Source organism: Cysteiniphilum sp. 19S12-1, assembly GCF_052030685.1.
In the GTDB taxonomy this organism is placed as follows: Bacteria; Pseudomonadota; Gammaproteobacteria; order Francisellales; family Francisellaceae; genus Caedibacter.
In genome coordinates this window covers 18,468-34,203 of record NZ_JBQAJM010000020.1, presented here as the reverse complement: position 1 = coordinate 34,203, position 15,736 = coordinate 18,468, and the positions used below count along the sequence as shown (strand labels likewise).

Below are 15,736 nucleotides of genomic sequence, written 5' to 3'. Positions count from 1 at the left end.
CATTTTTCTTGTTCTTTATCGCTTTCTCACGCCATTGAGATGTTCAACTTCTTTTTCCAATGTAACTGCCTATTTATTCATATAAGCAATAATGACACTGCCTTTAGAAGGAGTACATGCAATTTTGAACAAAAGCATTTGGTAAAGAATACTTAACTGATATATGATAATTAACAACTTTTAGTGACAAAAAACCAACCAATTAACAATATGTTGTAAATCATTATGCGACGCTTATGTTGTAAAGTGGTTTTTGAAAATTTTATGGTTTAAAAAATTAAGGACAATCTATACAGCATGGGTTTTATTTTTAAGAAAATCGCCATCATTGGCACGCATGATAATCCAGCGGTTTCTGAGACTGTTGAATATCTAGCACATACATTGATTGAGCACTCGGCACGCATTTATCTTGAATCTGAGACGGCAGAGAGCTTAGATCATCGCTTTGGTGAAGGTTATGACTTAAAAGCCATTGCCAAACACTGCGATGTGGCAGTAGTCGTTGGCGGGGACGGTAATTTTTTAAATGCTGCAAGAAGCTTATCTCTACTAAGCAGCATTCCCATTGTCGGGATTAACCGTGGTAAACTGGGCTTTTTAACTGATATTAATCCGGATGAATTAAGCACACGTTTGTTTGATGTGCTTGAAGGGAATTATCAACAAGAACAACGCTTTATGCTACAAGCATCGATTAAAAGCGATATCTGCCCACCTGAAAAAACCGTTGCATTAAATGATATTGTTATTGCCGCAGGTCAACATAGTCGTTTATTCCAAATGCATGTCCACATCGATGGTCGCTACGCTTTTGACCAACGTGCTGACGGTATGATTATTGCAACGCCTACCGGCTCAACTGCGCATGCATTATCTGCAGGAGGTCCTATTATGCATCCAGGGCTTGATGCGATCGTCATGGTGCCAATGTTCTCGCACTCCTTAAATAGCCGCCCTATTGTCTTAAATGCCAATTGTGATATTCAAATAACCGTTGGAGAATATAACAATCCAGAACCCAGTTTAAGTTTTGATGGACATATGAAGTTACAACTCTCGCAAGGAGATACTATTAAGCTTAGTCGCTGCCCAAAATCAGTGACAATTTTGCACCCTCTTGATTATGACTATTTTCACTCATTACGTTCAAAACTTCATTGGGGCAAAATGCTCTTCCCCTAAGCCCTAATCAACGCTACAACTAAGTATTCGCCCAAAATACTCCTTCATACCCTGAGCGTAAGTCAAAGAGTACGCTTGTAAACACCATGTAATGAATCAAGAATAAGTTGCGTCAGTTAGCACCTCTCCCCTTGCGGGAGAGGTCGTGCAGCTTAAGCTGCACGGGTGAGGGGAGTAATTGAAGCTCAACTTATTTTTGAATTATTACTATGCTTAAAAAGGCTTCGACTTACGCTTAGCCAACACTTACACAAGGGTTGTGGGCAGGAGTAAAATCATCACCACAATCAATGTCTTTGTTTGCCAGTAAAACTATTGGTATTTAGGCTTTGATCGGGCATAATAACGGCTTAAATTTGACTGAAAATAATAGGATTAAACATGGAAAACACACAAAACGATCAACCTAACTTTGTTGTTCAAAAAATTTATACAAAAGACATTTCATTTGAAGCGCCAAGCACGCCTGACGTTTTTAAAGCACAATGGCAACCTGAAGCTAATGTTAACGTCGATACAACATCTTCAAAGCTTGATAATGATGTTTATGAGGTTGAATTAAGCTTAACTGTCACCGTTAAAAATAATGACAACAATGCTTATTTGATCGAAGTTTCACAAGCAGGCATTTTCACATTACAAAATATGCCAGAAGATCAAATTGCACCAATGCTAGGTGCTTTCTGCCCAACCACACTATTCCCATATGCCAAAGAAACCATTGATAGCCTAATTAATCGTGGTGGATTCCCACAGATTAATCTAGCACCAATTAACTTTGATGCACTTTATATGCAAAGACTTGCACAACAGCAATCAGGTGAGCAAACACAGCACTAATACGCTTGTGCTTGCTATGCAACATATCACTCGTGAAGCCTTACGTCGACAACGGCAAGCAATTCCTAAGACAAAAAAAGCAGCCTATGCTAAAGCGCTTCACAGGAATTTTTTTGACTATTACGAATATTTATTAACGTCAAGTCCGAAAAAAATAGCCAGCTACTATGCATCTGCTGAGGAAATCTCACCACGATGGATTGATGAAATATTAGGTAAAACTCATGAGCTTTACTATCCTGCATTACATCCATTTAAAAAGCGTCAACTTTTTTTTGCGAAGCGAACAAAGAACAAACGACTAAACAAATATTACCTAAAAGAGCCATTATTTATCGCTGAAAATATTTTAGCACCATGGGAGCTTGATCTGATTATCGTGCCATTGGTTGGGTTTGACTCACATAAAAATCGCATTGGCATGGGTGGTGGATTTTATGATAGCTCATTAGCATTATGCAAAGCTTTTAATAATACTGAGTTTGTTGGCATTGCTTTTGATGAACAACAATTTGACGAATTTGAACATAAGCCCATTGCAATGAATGATTGGGATATTAAAATGCATACCATTATCACACCAACGCGCATTATTCGCTGATTATATGAATACACTATATAAAGAGATCATTCACAAGCTTGAAAAAGCGTTCTCGCCCTCTACATTAGAGCTTATTGACGAAACGCATAAACACCAAAAACACAAACAGTTTCAAGCAGGGAAATCGCATTTTAAATTACGCATTGCCAGTGAACAGCTTACTTCACTTAGCACATTAAAGGCACATCAAGCAATCTATGCTTGTTTAGGTGAGCTCATGCAAACCCAAATTCATGCCCTATCAATTGAGATTGATAAAAGCTAAATGAATGGTTTACGAGTAATATGACTTATTGGCTAAGACTAAATATTCACCCACAAGTGCTCACCATACCCTGAGCATAAATCGAAGCGATGCACTGAGAATCAGTCGAAGTGGATACGCTTAGGAAAATCACACTTCATGGAGGCTTCGACTTACGCTCAGCCAACGTTTACGCAATCAAAGTGGGCGGGCATATGGTCATAGCCGGCTTATTTTTACGAAAATATGCATGAGACAATTTAAACACTACCGGACTCAACAATAACAAATCGATCAAGTTAGGTAGCGCCATTTAAGCCTTATTGACTATAGCAATAAAACCTATATTTGCATTACAATATTGTCCATGATTTGTAAATAACACTTAACTTTATGCTTACAGATAGTCATTGCCACCTTGATTTCCCTTGTTTTGATCGCATGCGCAACAATCTTTTAGATCATTGTGTTGAGCAAAATATTACTCACTTCATTAATCCGACTGTAGCGTTTAGTAACTGGCAAAGAGTAATTGATTTAAGTTTACAATATCCATCAATCACCCCAGCATTGGGCTTACATCCATGTTATGTTGAAAAACATCAGAACGAACACCTTGAAACGCTCAAACCTTGGCTTCTAGCGCACCATATTCCACTGGTTGGTGAGATTGGTTTAGATAAGCGCTTTATTGATAGTTTTGATCGGCAAATATTCTTCTTTAATGAACAACTAGCTATTGCTCAAGACTTACAAAAGCCGGTGATTATTCACAGTGTTAAAGCACATAGTGAAGTGATTGCCACATTAAAGCATCATGATTTTAAGCATGGTGGCATTATTCATGCATTCTCAGGTAGCTTCAATATTGCAAAAGCCTATTGCGACCTTGGTTTTAAACTCGGTGTTGGCAGTATTCTGCATTACCCTAATAGCAAATTACCCAATGTTTTAAAACGCATTGGCATTGAAAATATCTTACTTGAAACCGACTCGCCTGATATGCCTATCCCAAATAGTGTTAACGAAATAAACACACCATTATCTCTACTGCAAACCCGTGATCTGCTTATTGACATTTTTAAACTATCAAAAGACGATACACATCAAGCCCTAGCACAAAATTCGAGAATATTTGGAATACAACGTCACTGATCAACCTCAATATTTTGCCGTTTTTATCTGTCAAACACCAATAATCCACTACAGTGACACCAAGCTTTGTGATATATTGCCACCCAATGTTTTGATCAAAACGAACAATAGATATGGCTGAACAACTGGATAATAATGAGTTAGATAAAGTAAAACTTTTATGGAAAAAATATGGCTCGAAGCTAGTGACACTTATCTGTGTTATTTTAATAATGATCGTCGCTTGGCAATATTGGCAAAAAAGAAAGCTTGAAAACAATGTTCAAGCGGCTGAGCTTTACCAAAAGTTAGCCCTTATTGCCGATAATGCATCAAGCAATTCAGAAGCGATTTTAAACCAAGCGCAAAACCTTATAAACCTTTATCCTGAATCAGTTTATGCGGACTTTGCGCGTTTAGAAATCGCCAAACAATCCGTTTTAAAAAATCAATTAGACCAAGCAGCCGCAAGCCTTAAGCAGGTTGCTGATAGTAGTGTTAATCCAAATCTGCAAGCCATTGCCAAACTTCGTCTTGCTCGCGTTGAATTAGCGCAAAACAAAATAACTGATGCCATTGCCACAGTTAATAGCATCACATTGGCAGGCTTTAGTCTTTCAAGCAACATGCTATTGGGTGATGCTTATTTCGCCAATAAAGACTATACCAAGGCAAAAACATACTGGCAAAGCGCCCTATCTGAAGCTGACAAGCCAGAGTTAGCAAATATTAAAAGCTTATTACAAATGAAAATCGATAATCTTGCTGCATTAAGCAAATGAAGCAAATGATAACGGATAAACATATGACAAAATTAACAATCAAAAATACTAAAAAAATTATTTTAAGCACAGCATTGATTGCTGTATTTGGTGGCGCTTTAGTTGCTTGTGGCAACAAAAGTAATGACACGCCACCTAAACCACTTGTTGAGTTTAAATCAAACTTAGATGCTAAGTATGTCTGGGATACCAACATTGGCAATGGCAATGATGGACAAATCGATTTGACGTTAACGCCTGCTATTGAAACCGGTGTGATTTATACGTCAAGCTATGATGGTTATATTTCAGCGGTAAATGCAACAACAGGCAAACGCCTATGGTCAACCGACACCAAGCTTCAGTTAAGCTCTGCTATTGCTGTTAGTGGCAATATTGTTGTTGCCGGTAGCTTACGTGGCACATTAGTGGCAGTTGATACTAGCTCTGGCAAAGTACTGTGGCAAAGCGCATTACCGAGCAGCTTATTTTCAGCGCCCACTATTGTTGACAATGTCATCTACACACAAACACATGACGGCAGTATCTCAGCATATAACCTCAAAGACGGTAAGCAAATATGGACTCAAAGCATTGCCACGCCTGATTTAATGTTAATTGGTAATAGTTCGCCTATCGTATACCAAGGTTTGGTAATTGTTGGCACTTCATCTGGTAGCTTATGGGGCTTAAAAACAGCCTCGGGTGAAAAACAATGGGATAACCCGATTGCTTTACCACAATCAGGATCACCTGCGCAACAGATGGTTGATATTACTGCCACACCACTTATTCATAATGACACGCTTTATGTAGCAACATTCCAAGGCAACTTGATTAGTTTCAATACAAAACTAGGTAGCATGAACTGGCAGAAAAAAGCGTCTGTTTATCGCAATATAGCATTAGGGCAAAAGGCGATTTTCACCACTGACACTAAAGGTGATGTTACAGCTTATAATCTCAAAACAGGTGATAAGCTCTGGCAAGCTACTGAGCTTGAAGGGCGTAAACCATCAGCACCTTTATATATTAATGGCATGATTGCCGTGGGCGATTACGAAGGCTATGTACACATTTTCAATGCCGAAACTGGTAAATATCTCACTCGTGTTGAAATTGGCGGTGATGGTATTAATGCAACACCTATCGCTGCGGGCAAATCGATTATTGTCCAAACCAACCGTGGCACACTTGCTGCTATCCAATTATAAAAACACATTGTAAATGTCTAGCGCTAACACTTCACAGAAAATTGCGGCATTTATTGCCCCTTCTTTGTTTATTCTGGTGCTGATGATTTCAGTGGGTCCTTTTGGTGACACGATCTATGCACCCTCTTTGCCTAGTATTGCTCGAGCTTTTAATACCCCTTATCATAATGTCCAATTAACCATTACCTTTTATCTATTGGGTTACTCTATCAGTCAGATATTGTATGGTCCTTTTTCTGATCGATTTGGACGTAAACCAATTATGATTATCGGTGCGGTTATTTTTCTAATTGGTTCGATTGTTTGCTTGATTAGCCCTAATATCACCATCCTGATTTTTGCACGTTTTTTACAAGGCTTTGGCGCATGTGCAGGGGCAGTTATCTCTAGTGCCGCAGTACGCGATGCCTTTTCGCTAAAGGATCAAGGCAAAGTTTTTGCTAAGATGAATGCAGCTTTTGCCATAGCTCCTGGAGCTGGTGCGATTGTTGGCACCTTTATCTCATGGCAAACGAACTTTATCGTGCTATTGATATTAGCAATTGTTTTACTTATTTCGGTTATTTTTCTCTTTCCTGAGACACTGCGCCAAAAGAACTATGGTGCAACACGTCCCAAGAAATTGCTTACTAACTATTTCAAGCTATATCAAGCGCGCGGCTACTTTGTTTATCTATGCTTATTGGGGCTTAATATCGGCATGGTTTATGCCTGCTTGGTGGAAGCGCCAGGCATTGTCATCAACATACTACATTTAGACAAAATCTGGTTTATCGTCATTGCTGCAGGGATTGTACTGGCGTTTATGATTGGTTCGGTATTATGCACTTATTTGGTACATAAGATCAGTCAAAATGGGATTTTACTGATTGGTATGCTGATAAGCCTTTTAGGTGCAATTATGCTCTTGTGTTTTATGTCACTAAACATTGTGCATTTATATAGCTTATTAACACCTGTTATCATTCTTTTTACTGGGATATCATTTGTGATTCCAATCGCTACCGCAAAGGCACTTGCTCCTTTTACCCTAACCGCAGGCTCTGCTTCTGCAATGATGGGCTTTTTTCAAATGGGTGCGGCATCACTTATCACCGCAATTGTGACGGTATTACCCTTTAGCGATACACTGTCAATGCCGATTGCTTTCACCTTTCTATCTAGCTTAAGTATTGTGATTTTGATCATTTATATGCTTTGGCTAAGGCAGGCTGAACCAAAAAACTAGCGTGGTAGACGCTCAACAATGACAAAACAAATCAAAGCCAAAACAACTCCAACCATGCCCGTTACACCAAGCTCATAAACCGTATCCAAAATATGCCAAGCGCCTAGTGCAGTAAATACAAATCCGCCAATAATTTGAATGAAGCTAAATATCGCGATTGATGTGCCTTTATACTCTGGATAAACCGATGTAGCAATTGCCATCATATTGGGGTAAACCCACAGATAGACAAGCCAAAAAGCCGATAAGCAAATAATATCTGTAATATAGGTACTGGTATTGGATGATAACGTCACACCCACCATACTGATAAACATAACAATCAATGCCGCTTTTACCAACGTCATCATCGCGCACTTCTTAAGAAGCATACCATTTAACCATGCACCAATAAGCATGCATAATATAACCAACGCAACAACCCAACCAAAAGCAGCAACTGGCATATTGTATTCTTGAACAAAAATATAAGGATAGGTTAAAAGCACACTTGCAACGACACCATACACAAAAAACATTACTAAAGTCGCACATAAAAAACGTAGATTAAACATAATTTTTAGTACTTGAGCGATATTTATTTTTATATGTGAAGTATTTGATTTAATGTTGTTTCTACCAACAATCAAACCAAAACCTACGATTAATGCAATCATCAAAGCATACCAAAACATAAAGCTAACGACACTATGCCATCCCTGATATTGCATTAAGTAACCTGAGATCACTGGAGAAATTGACACGGTAAATACTGAAAAAGCAATCAATAAGGCATAGATTTTTGAGAAAGCCTTGCCCTGAAAAGAGTCCGCGACAATGACACGCGCTAAAACCGCAGCCATGCCAGAACCAATACCTTGTAAAACACGTCCAACGAGCATCCATTCTATCGTATGCTCAACATGACACACTGCACTGCCTAGCATGGTAATCAGCAAGCCTAAAATTAAAATGCGTACACGTCCAAAACGATCAGATAACACCCCTGAAATAAGTTGTGAAATCGCACTACCCAACAGAAATAGTGCCACCGTATACTGTACCATTTCTCTTGAGGTATTTAATGCTTTATCCAAAAATGGCAACACCGGCAAATAAATATCCATCATCGCTTGCGGATAAGCTAAGACAAATCCTGCAGCAACAAATAGAATGATTAATATTATTTTGCTGGGTCTGGTGACTATTGATGGTTTCTTTATTTCCATGGTCTTTTAATATCCATTTCCTGTCCTAATATTGTCATCCGCTATTATAGATTAAAACTCACAAAAATCAGCTTTCTTTTTTAACTTTCTAACGTTAAACCTCAATGGATGAAGTCCTTCTATTAATTGATTTGGCACTGAAGCTTGATGCCCATTAACCATTAACTGACTTAATAGTTTAGCACCATATATCATTGAACATAATCCTTTTGAGCCGAAGCCTGTTAATAAGTAGAGTCCGGATAAGTACTCAGCTTGAGGCATTGCCTTTAAAATAACACCTTTTTGTAATCTTTGATAGTATTGCTGTGAGAAACTAAGTGCATCAGCAACTGCGCCAACCATCGGCACATGATCAGACGTTACACATCGTAGGGATACGCGCTGTGCGCTAATTTGCGCATTTGTTTGATTGCCAATGATATTGTTTATTTGCATTAAATTAATCTGGTCATCACTATTGCGCACTTCAGCAATTAAATCATCGTTATCACGAAATGTAGCGCCCAGTAATTGCTTGCCATCAACACTTGGTAAAATATAACCTTTATCCATCAGGATTGCTTTATTATTTAATACCTTTTGCACTTGGGTGATTTGTCCGTATGAAGGATAAATCTCTATATGTTTAAATGCCTCAAGATCTTTTATAAGCGAAGCGTTACCCGCAAAAACCACCGCATCATATGCTAACGTTTTTTGATTTTTTTTATTATTTTTGTTATCGCTGAAGCTAAGCTGCCAAGTATTATCTAATCTTACAAACTCATCTAAGTGATGTGAGAAACATAAATTTACGTTTTTGCTATTACCAATAAGACTCTGACATAACGAATAAGGATTAACCACCATTGCCGTTGGATAATAAGCACAATTTGATGAAACATCACATCCTGCTATTTTAGAAGCTGTTTCTCTATCCACGATTTGTAACAAATCCTCAAGAGAGGCGCGCTTTTTGATAATATTGTCAAAACGTTGTCGTGTTTTATTATCACTCAATAACTCCAAAGCACCACATTCATTAAAATCAATCTCGCTTTTATGTTTAAGAATGTAATCTCTGGTATGCATAAACCCTTGAGTATGAAAGCTATCAGAGATATTACCATCAACAGTCATGTAAGGCTTCAGTATGCCATAAGGGTTGCCAGATGCACCCTGGGCAATATCGTCACATTGATCAAATAAATCCACCTCAAAACCTATTTGACTTAGTTCATAGGTTAACGCGCATCCTGCCATGCCAGCACCGATAATTGCAATTTTATGAGTTTTGTTAAGAGTCCATTGCGACTTGGCAAAATACGGTTTAATTTTAGTTTTTACCTCTTTTTGTGTGTCTTTAACAACAGCACAAATCATTTCACGTTTATGACCAAAGCCTTTTTGTTTTCTGATTTCAAAACCTTGAGTCTCCAATGCACGCTTCACAAAACCCGCTGCGGTGAAGGTTGATAAAGTCGTCTGCCCATAACTTAAACGATAGATCTCTTTAAATAAATCATCCGACCACATATCAGGATTTTTAGCCGGAGCAAAACCATCTAAAAACCAAGCATCAATACTAAGATCAATTGCTGCTAACATCTTAGCTGCATCACCAATCAATAGGGTTAAATGAACATTTTCTGAAATATTTAGAGTTGTTGCACCACTGTAAAAACTCGTTGGATAAACCTGAAATAATTGATCAGCTTGAGGTTTGATCTCGTGCCATATAGATAATGCCTTCTCTAAATCACTATAAGTTAATGGATATTTCTCACAACTGATAAAGCTTAATTTAGCAGTTTCCGGTGCGTATTGCGCCCAAAGCTTTAGGGTTGCTAAAAAGTTTAATCCCGTACCAAAACCCGTTTCAGCAATGGCAAAATGCACATTTTCATCAAGATTTTCAAATCTTTTTTTCAGCTGATTGCCATCTATAAAAACATATTCACTTTCAGCAAGCCCATTATGCTTTGAGAAATAAACATCATCAAATTCATCCGAAAATGGCTCACCTGTGTCTTGCCATTTGAGTTTTGCATATTGCAATTTAGCGATCCTTAACAGCCATCGTTAAACGATTGATCGATATCAATCGCCCCTTTTCATCAATAATTTCAATTGCCCATACATGGGTTGTCCGTCCAATATGATGTGCATAGGCTTTAGCCGTTAGCACACCTTCTGTTGCCGGTCGAATATGATTAGTATTAATATCCAACCCAACACAATACTGCTTTGTCAGATCAACGGCATAATTCGCAGCAGTGCTGCCAACGGTTTCAGCAATACCACAAGAAACCCCGCCATTCATAATCCCTAAGGGTTGCTTGTGTTTTTTCTGCAAAGGCATTTCTGCCAATAAATAATCATCACCAATTTCCGTAAAACGAATACCTAAAGTATCAGAGAATAAATCAGCTCCGCGCTCATTCATTTGTTCTATTGTTACGGGTGTTTTCCAAATGCTCATTTTTTCTCCATGTTTTTAATAAGATTTATTTTGTCCCCTAAAATATTCAGAGGAAAGAATTTTAACGAGTCTTTTGCAATATTATTCGCTAGCTTGACTAAGCTTTATCAGTGCTTGTGTCCGCTCACGCTCAAGTTCTCTTATCAGCTCTTCCTCAGTAGGTAGGTAAGGCAAATATTTTGCGGCAAATAACTGCTTTTGATCTGATAATATTGAGTATTTAACAACTGCTTCACTTTTTTCACTGCACAACACTAAACCAATCGTTGGGTTGTCGTCTTGGCTTTTCTTCTGTTCATCATACAAACGCACATAAGTATCCATCTGTCCAATATCTTGATGCTTAAGTTTACCTAGCTTTAAATCAACCAATAAAAAGCATTTAAGCTTAAAGTTGTAAAACACCAAATCAATATAAAAATCTTCATCTTCAAAGCGAATACGTTGCTGACGTTCTACAAATGCAAAGCCTTTACCTAACTCCAATAAGAATTGTTGTAAATTACTAATAATAGCTTCTTCAAGGTCACTTTCTTGATAGGTTTTGTCTTGAAGGTTAAGAAAATCTAAAATATAAGGATCTCGCAAAAAGTCTTTGGCGTTTTCAACCAGAGGTTTTGTTGCTTTCTGAGCTTCTGATTCCACCAGTTTTTTGTCTTTGCTTGATAATAATCGCTCATAATATAACTTACTAATCTGGCGTTCTAATGCTCGGGCACTCCAGTTGTGCATAATTGCTTCTTGCAAATACCACTCGCGAGCAACCAAACTATCTATGCGCATAAGAATACGATAATGTGTCCAACTCAATTCACTACGCACTGCGTAGCGAATTGGAAAAGTAATATAAAATTGGCGCATATTACGTAAGTTACCTGCATCAAACCCCTTCCCCAAGCGTTTGGTAAGTTCTTTGGAAAGTAACTGTAACTGCTGCTTACCATAAGCGGCTCGACTTTCTCCGTTTTGCTCATGCTCAACTATTAGCCGACCAATCTCCCAATAGCTTTGAACCATGGCATGATTAACTGTTTGGCGTACTTGTTGCCTACTGCTTTCAATAATAATAGCAATATCATTAATCAAGCTCACAAATTGAGTATCTTTAGAAAGGCTCATCTACTTGTCTCTCAATACCTATAACGATATCCATTGTTTGCAAGAATCCTACAAAATAATATTTAATGCTTAACTGTAGCTCATCACAACTTGCCCACAGGGATGAATATAACTCTGATTTTTTAATTGCCATCTTTACTCTCTTTTAATTTAAGCGCCAAACAACTTCAAGCCATCTTTTTTACGTTTCTCTTCCGCGCGAATTCTTCTGGCATCTTTAGGATCAATGGTTAATTCGCGATAAATTTCAATACGATCATCAGGCTTTACAATATGATCAAGAGTCACTATTTCACTATAAATGCCAATTGATTGTGTTGTTAGATCAATCTCTGGGAAATCACTCAACACCCCACTTTGTGTTATCAAATCTTGGACAAAACTATTTTCATCACACTCAATTTGATATAGTTTTTGCTCTTGGGGATTGGCATACACAACTTCTACTTTCATACAGCTTCTGCTCCATACACTGTTTTAGCACGCTTACAAAAGGCATCAAGCATTGTATTAGCCAGTGTATTAAAGACAACACCTAATGCTAATGCCATGACTTTAGAAGAAAATTCAAACTCTAAATCAAGTGTTACTTTACAGGCTTTATCATTTAGAGGAATAAAATGCCACACACCCAGTAAACGCTTAAAAGGGCCTTTAATTAATCGGATTTTAATCTCTTTGCCTGAGATCATGTCATTGTGTGTACCAAAATCAATTTTGACACCGCCTTTGGCAATTTTAAGTGTCGCTTCGGCTTCTGTTTCAGTATGCATATGCACCTCTACTGCTTGGCACATGGGTAAAAACTCAGGATATTTATCAATATCATTTACAAGGTCATACATCTCTTTAGCACTGTATTCAACCAATGCCGTTCGATGAATTGTTGTCATAGTGTTTCTCTTATGTCATAAGTTCATGTTAGAATCTTGGCTATTGTAACGCTTATGCACTATTTTGCAAAACAATGGCAAAGACAAAAAATACAAAACTAAAATCAACGGCAACCAATAGTACCATTGCCAAAAATAAAAAAGCTTTTCATGAATATTTGATTGAAGAGCGCTTTGAAGCCGGTATCGTGCTTCAAGGTTGGGAAATCAAAAGCATTCGTGCTGGACGCGTTCAACTAACCGATAGTCACATTCATGTTAAGAATAATGAAGCTTGGCTTTTTAATGCACTCATTACCCCTTTACATTCTGCGTCAACGCATGTCGTACCTGTTCCTGCAGGCACACGCAAATTGCTATTACACCGTAGAGAAATCAATAAGCTCTTAGGTAAAGTTGATATCAAAGGCTATACCATTGTGCCACTTGCTATGTACTGGAAAGGTTCTCGTGTCAAAATTGAGATCGCAATTGCTAAAGGCAAGCAATTGCATGATAAACGTCAAGCCTCTAAAGAACATGATTGGAAACGTGAAAAAGAGCGTTTATTCAAAAAGAGCCTATAACCACCATGACGCAAACAGAAAAGAAACTTCATTTCTATATTACCAAAGCAATTGCCGATTATAAGATGCTAAAAAAAGGTGACAAGGTGATGATTTGCTTATCCGGTGGCAAGGACTCTTTCACACTGGTTAAAGTGATACATGACTTGGTAACTAATGGTACTTATGATCTTGATTTAACTGTCTACACCTTGGATCAAACCCAACCCGGTTGGGATGATGCCGAATTAAGACAATACCTTGATAATCATCATATCAACTATATTATCGAAAAGCGTGATACCTATTCTGTTGTTATTGATAAAGTACCTGAGAATAAGACTTATTGCTCATTATGCTCGCGCCTACGTCGTGGTAATATTTATCGCTTTGCGCGCGATAACAACGTTGATAAGATTATGTTGGGGCATCATAAAGATGATGTGATTGAGTCGGCATTAATGTCGATGTTTTATCAAGGCAAGATTAAGTCAATGCCTGCCAAGCTATTAACTGAAGACAAAAAAAACGTGGTGATCAGACCCATGATTTACTGTCAAGAGCGTGATATTGCGCACTTTGCTAAAGAACAAAACTTTCCCATCATTCCATGCAATCTATGTGGCACACAGGAAAATCTAAAACGCCAACAGGTTAAAGCGCTTATTCATGATTTGGCTAAGCAAAACCCAATCATTCCTCAAAACATTTTTGCCTCGCTTAGCAATGTCGTACCAACTCATTTATATGATCAAGAGCTATTTGATATCCGTGAATGTGATCAACGTCGCATCAACACCACCAACGCTTAATAAAACGACAAAATTACAATAAAAAAAATTAAGTTGACTTCCGCTACTAACTGATACAATTTATTACATTAAGTTGCAGTAACTGGAAAAAGCTATGCGTTTATTTAAACACCTGTATGCACAAGTTATTTTAGGGATTATTATCGGCATTATTTTAGGCGCATTGTCTCCTCAATTTGCCGTGAGTTTAAAGCCATTTGCCGATATTTTCATCAAATTAATTAAAGTTTTAATCGCACCGATTATATTTTTGACCATCGTTTCAGGTATTGCAGCTATGAAAAGCTTGAAATCGGTTGGCAAAATAGGCGGCGCTGCACTCATTTACTTTCTGATTACCACAACCTTAGCATTAACTATTGGCTTAATTGTTGCGAACCTTATCCCAATGGGTTCAGGGATGCATATTAATGCCAATACATTAGATATGCACGCAGCATCAGCCTATATTGGCAAAGCTGAGCAAATGGATAGTATTTCTGGTTTTATTTTAAATATTATCCCCCACACTTTTGTCAGTGCATTTAGTGACGGTGAGATTTTACAAGTCTTATTTGTTGCCATTTTATTCGCTACAGGGTTGTTAATGTATGGTGAAAAAGGTCAACCAATATTAGAAGGCATCCAGCACTTGTCTAAAGTATTTTTCAAGATCATCCATAGCATTATGTACTATGCACCACTTGCCGCATGTGCGGCAATGGCATTTACAATCGGCAAATATGGACTTCATACATTAGCCGGTCTTATTGGCTTACTGCTTTGTTTTTATCTAACGTGTATTATCTTTCTTGTCGTCATTCTTGGTTTAATCTTACGCATCTATTGCAAGATTAGTATATTTAGTGTGATTCGCTATATAAAAACAGAAATTCTGATCGTCCTTGGTACTTCATCATCAGAAACCGTTCTGCCTAACTTGATTGAAAAGCTTGGGAAATTAGGTTGTGATAAAAGTGTTGTTGGGCTTGTTATCCCCACTGGGTACTCCTTTAATTTAGATGGAACAGCTATTTACCTTTCTTTAGCGGCTATTTTTATTGCTCAAGCATTAGATGTCCCATTAACACTCGAGCAACAACTCTTTATGCTTGGGGTGATGCTTATTAGCTCTAAGGGTGCAGCAGGTGTCACCGGCAGCGGCTTTGTGATCTTAGCAAGTACATTAGCTGCGGTTGGTACAGTGCCTGTCGCTGGCATTGTTATTATTCTAGGTATTGATCGTTTTATGTCTGAAGGACGTGCAATTACCAATATGATTGGCAATACGGTTGCCACTATTATTATCGCCAAATGGCAAAAGAAATTAGATTTATCCGTCATGGCAAAGCATTTACAAAAGACAACGTAATCTCTAATAGCTATGTCCATCATAAACTAATGGCACTCAATAACCATCCATGGCAGCTTCGCATTGGATCCTCACGCCATCCTGGCTCAGGATGACAAATCAGAGGGTGTCATTGCGAGCATGGATGCGTGGCAATC

At 38.0% G+C, this 15,736-nt stretch carries 18 protein-coding genes; 11 read left to right on the top strand and 7 right to left on the bottom strand.

Annotated elements, in window-relative coordinates:
• The first annotated feature begins 297 nt into the window (after positions 1-297).
• The 8 genes from ACTS4L_RS07755 (at position 298) to ACTS4L_RS07720 (ending at position 7,207) form a co-directional block, all read left to right on the top strand.
• Positions 298-1,185: an NAD(+) kinase gene (locus ACTS4L_RS07755; RefSeq protein WP_440615486.1), complete on the top strand. Its 888-nt coding sequence runs from the start codon at positions 298-300 to the stop codon at positions 1,183-1,185.
• 381 nt (positions 1,186-1,566) lie between these two features.
• Positions 1,567-2,025 (top strand): protein-export chaperone SecB, encoded by a 459-nt coding sequence (gene secB / locus ACTS4L_RS07750; protein ID WP_440615487.1) that lies wholly within the window; start codon positions 1,567-1,569, stop codon positions 2,023-2,025.
• The gene (locus tag ACTS4L_RS07745) at positions 2,006-2,626 is read left to right on the top strand and encodes a 5-formyltetrahydrofolate cyclo-ligase (RefSeq protein WP_440615488.1); all 621 of its coding nucleotides are present in this window, start codon (positions 2,006-2,008) and stop codon (positions 2,624-2,626) included. The genes secB and ACTS4L_RS07745 overlap by 20 nt, the downstream gene beginning before the upstream one ends.
• A 4-nt stretch (positions 2,627-2,630) precedes the next feature.
• A complete protein-coding gene (locus ACTS4L_RS07740; protein ID WP_440615489.1) occupies positions 2,631-2,891 on the top strand; it encodes a BolA family protein in 261 nt (86 codons plus the stop codon).
• A gap of 372 nt (positions 2,892-3,263) precedes the next feature.
• On the top strand, positions 3,264-4,025 hold the full coding sequence (locus ACTS4L_RS07735; protein WP_440615490.1) for a TatD family hydrolase: 762 nt from the start codon (positions 3,264-3,266) through the stop codon (positions 4,023-4,025).
• A gap of 113 nt (positions 4,026-4,138) precedes the next feature.
• Entirely contained in the window at positions 4,139-4,786 is a 648-nt protein-coding gene (locus tag ACTS4L_RS07730; RefSeq protein ID WP_440615491.1) for a YfgM family protein, read from the top strand.
• A 23-nt stretch (positions 4,787-4,809) separates the two neighbouring features.
• Positions 4,810-5,979: an outer membrane protein assembly factor BamB gene (bamB, locus tag ACTS4L_RS07725; protein WP_440615492.1), complete on the top strand. Its 1,170-nt coding sequence runs from the start codon at positions 4,810-4,812 to the stop codon at positions 5,977-5,979.
• Positions 5,980-5,992: 13 nt separating this feature from the next.
• Positions 5,993-7,207 carry a multidrug effflux MFS transporter gene (locus tag ACTS4L_RS07720; RefSeq protein ID WP_440615493.1) on the top strand — a complete coding sequence of 405 codons (1,215 nt, stop codon included), beginning with the start codon at positions 5,993-5,995 and terminating at the stop codon, positions 7,205-7,207.
• Here ACTS4L_RS07720 and ACTS4L_RS07715 read toward each other — a convergent pair.
• From ACTS4L_RS07715 to ACTS4L_RS07685, 7 genes are all read right to left on the bottom strand, one after another.
• A complete protein-coding gene (locus ACTS4L_RS07715) occupies positions 7,204-8,415 on the bottom strand; it encodes an MFS transporter (RefSeq protein WP_440615494.1) in 1,212 nt (403 codons plus the stop codon). The genes ACTS4L_RS07720 and ACTS4L_RS07715 overlap by 4 nt on opposite strands.
• Positions 8,416-8,466: 51 nt before the next feature.
• Positions 8,467-10,455, bottom strand: a complete 1,989-nt coding sequence (mnmC, locus tag ACTS4L_RS07710; protein ID WP_440615495.1) for a bifunctional tRNA (5-methylaminomethyl-2-thiouridine)(34)-methyltransferase MnmD/FAD-dependent 5-carboxymethylaminomethyl-2-thiouridine(34) oxidoreductase MnmC — start codon at positions 10,453-10,455, stop codon at positions 8,467-8,469.
• 1 nt (position 10,456) lies between these two features.
• Entirely contained in the window at positions 10,457-10,879 is a 423-nt protein-coding gene (locus ACTS4L_RS07705; RefSeq protein ID WP_440615496.1) for a PaaI family thioesterase, read from the bottom strand.
• An 81-nt stretch (positions 10,880-10,960) separates the two neighbouring features.
• The gene (locus tag ACTS4L_RS07700) at positions 10,961-11,998 is read right to left on the bottom strand and encodes a PDDEXK nuclease domain-containing protein (RefSeq protein ID WP_440615497.1); all 1,038 of its coding nucleotides are present in this window, start codon (positions 11,996-11,998) and stop codon (positions 10,961-10,963) included.
• Positions 11,985-12,131 carry a hypothetical protein gene (locus ACTS4L_RS07695; RefSeq protein WP_440615498.1) on the bottom strand — a complete coding sequence of 49 codons (147 nt, stop codon included), beginning with the start codon at positions 12,129-12,131 and terminating at the stop codon, positions 11,985-11,987. The genes ACTS4L_RS07700 and ACTS4L_RS07695 overlap by 14 nt, the downstream gene beginning before the upstream one ends.
• A gap of 17 nt (positions 12,132-12,148) precedes the next feature.
• Positions 12,149-12,451: an RnfH family protein gene (locus ACTS4L_RS07690; RefSeq protein WP_440615499.1), complete on the bottom strand. Its 303-nt coding sequence runs from the start codon at positions 12,449-12,451 to the stop codon at positions 12,149-12,151.
• Positions 12,448-12,891 carry a type II toxin-antitoxin system RatA family toxin gene (locus ACTS4L_RS07685; protein ID WP_440615500.1) on the bottom strand — a complete coding sequence of 148 codons (444 nt, stop codon included), beginning with the start codon at positions 12,889-12,891 and terminating at the stop codon, positions 12,448-12,450. The genes ACTS4L_RS07690 and ACTS4L_RS07685 overlap by 4 nt, the downstream gene beginning before the upstream one ends.
• 74 nt (positions 12,892-12,965) lie before the next feature.
• Here ACTS4L_RS07685 and smpB point away from each other — a divergent pair, with 74 nt between their 5' ends.
• The 3 genes from smpB (at position 12,966) to dctA (ending at position 15,599) form a co-directional block, all read left to right on the top strand.
• Positions 12,966-13,457 (top strand): SsrA-binding protein SmpB, encoded by a 492-nt coding sequence (smpB, locus tag ACTS4L_RS07680; RefSeq protein WP_440615501.1) that lies wholly within the window; start codon positions 12,966-12,968, stop codon positions 13,455-13,457.
• A 5-nt stretch (positions 13,458-13,462) separates the two neighbouring features.
• A complete protein-coding gene (gene ttcA, locus ACTS4L_RS07675) occupies positions 13,463-14,248 on the top strand; it encodes a tRNA 2-thiocytidine(32) synthetase TtcA (RefSeq protein WP_440615502.1) in 786 nt (261 codons plus the stop codon).
• Positions 14,249-14,342: 94 nt separating this feature from the next.
• Positions 14,343-15,599 (top strand): C4-dicarboxylate transporter DctA, encoded by a 1,257-nt coding sequence (gene dctA / locus ACTS4L_RS07670; protein ID WP_440615503.1) that lies wholly within the window; start codon positions 14,343-14,345, stop codon positions 15,597-15,599.
• Positions 15,600-15,736: the final 137 nt, after the last annotated feature.

Excerpts from the sequence above, each read along its gene's own strand:
- ACTS4L_RS07755 (WP_440615486.1), top strand. The coding sequence starts at position 298 with ATGGGTTTTATTTTTAAGAAAATCGCCATCATTGGCACGCATGATAAT.
- secB (WP_440615487.1), top strand. The coding sequence starts at position 1,567 with ATGGAAAACACACAAAACGATCAACCTAACTTTGTTGTTCAAAAAATT.
- ACTS4L_RS07740 (WP_440615489.1), top strand. The coding sequence starts at position 2,631 with ATGAATACACTATATAAAGAGATCATTCACAAGCTTGAAAAAGCGTTC.
- ACTS4L_RS07735 (WP_440615490.1), top strand. The coding sequence starts at position 3,264 with ATGCTTACAGATAGTCATTGCCACCTTGATTTCCCTTGTTTTGATCGC.
- ACTS4L_RS07730 (WP_440615491.1), top strand. The coding sequence starts at position 4,139 with ATGGCTGAACAACTGGATAATAATGAGTTAGATAAAGTAAAACTTTTA.
- bamB (WP_440615492.1), top strand. The coding sequence starts at position 4,810 with ATGACAAAATTAACAATCAAAAATACTAAAAAAATTATTTTAAGCACA.
- ACTS4L_RS07720 (WP_440615493.1), top strand. The coding sequence starts at position 5,993 with ATGTCTAGCGCTAACACTTCACAGAAAATTGCGGCATTTATTGCCCCT.
- ACTS4L_RS07715 (WP_440615494.1), bottom strand. The coding sequence starts at position 8,415 with ATGGAAATAAAGAAACCATCAATAGTCACCAGACCCAGCAAAATAATA.
- ACTS4L_RS07705 (WP_440615496.1), bottom strand. The coding sequence starts at position 10,879 with ATGAGCATTTGGAAAACACCCGTAACAATAGAACAAATGAATGAGCGC.
- ACTS4L_RS07700 (WP_440615497.1), bottom strand. The coding sequence starts at position 11,998 with ATGAGCCTTTCTAAAGATACTCAATTTGTGAGCTTGATTAATGATATT.
- ACTS4L_RS07695 (WP_440615498.1), bottom strand. The coding sequence starts at position 12,131 with ATGGCAATTAAAAAATCAGAGTTATATTCATCCCTGTGGGCAAGTTGT.
- ACTS4L_RS07690 (WP_440615499.1), bottom strand. The coding sequence starts at position 12,451 with ATGAAAGTAGAAGTTGTGTATGCCAATCCCCAAGAGCAAAAACTATAT.
- ACTS4L_RS07685 (WP_440615500.1), bottom strand. The coding sequence starts at position 12,891 with ATGACAACAATTCATCGAACGGCATTGGTTGAATACAGTGCTAAAGAG.
- smpB (WP_440615501.1), top strand. The coding sequence starts at position 12,966 with ATGGCAAAGACAAAAAATACAAAACTAAAATCAACGGCAACCAATAGT.
- ttcA (WP_440615502.1), top strand. The coding sequence starts at position 13,463 with ATGACGCAAACAGAAAAGAAACTTCATTTCTATATTACCAAAGCAATT.
- dctA (WP_440615503.1), top strand. The coding sequence starts at position 14,343 with ATGCGTTTATTTAAACACCTGTATGCACAAGTTATTTTAGGGATTATT.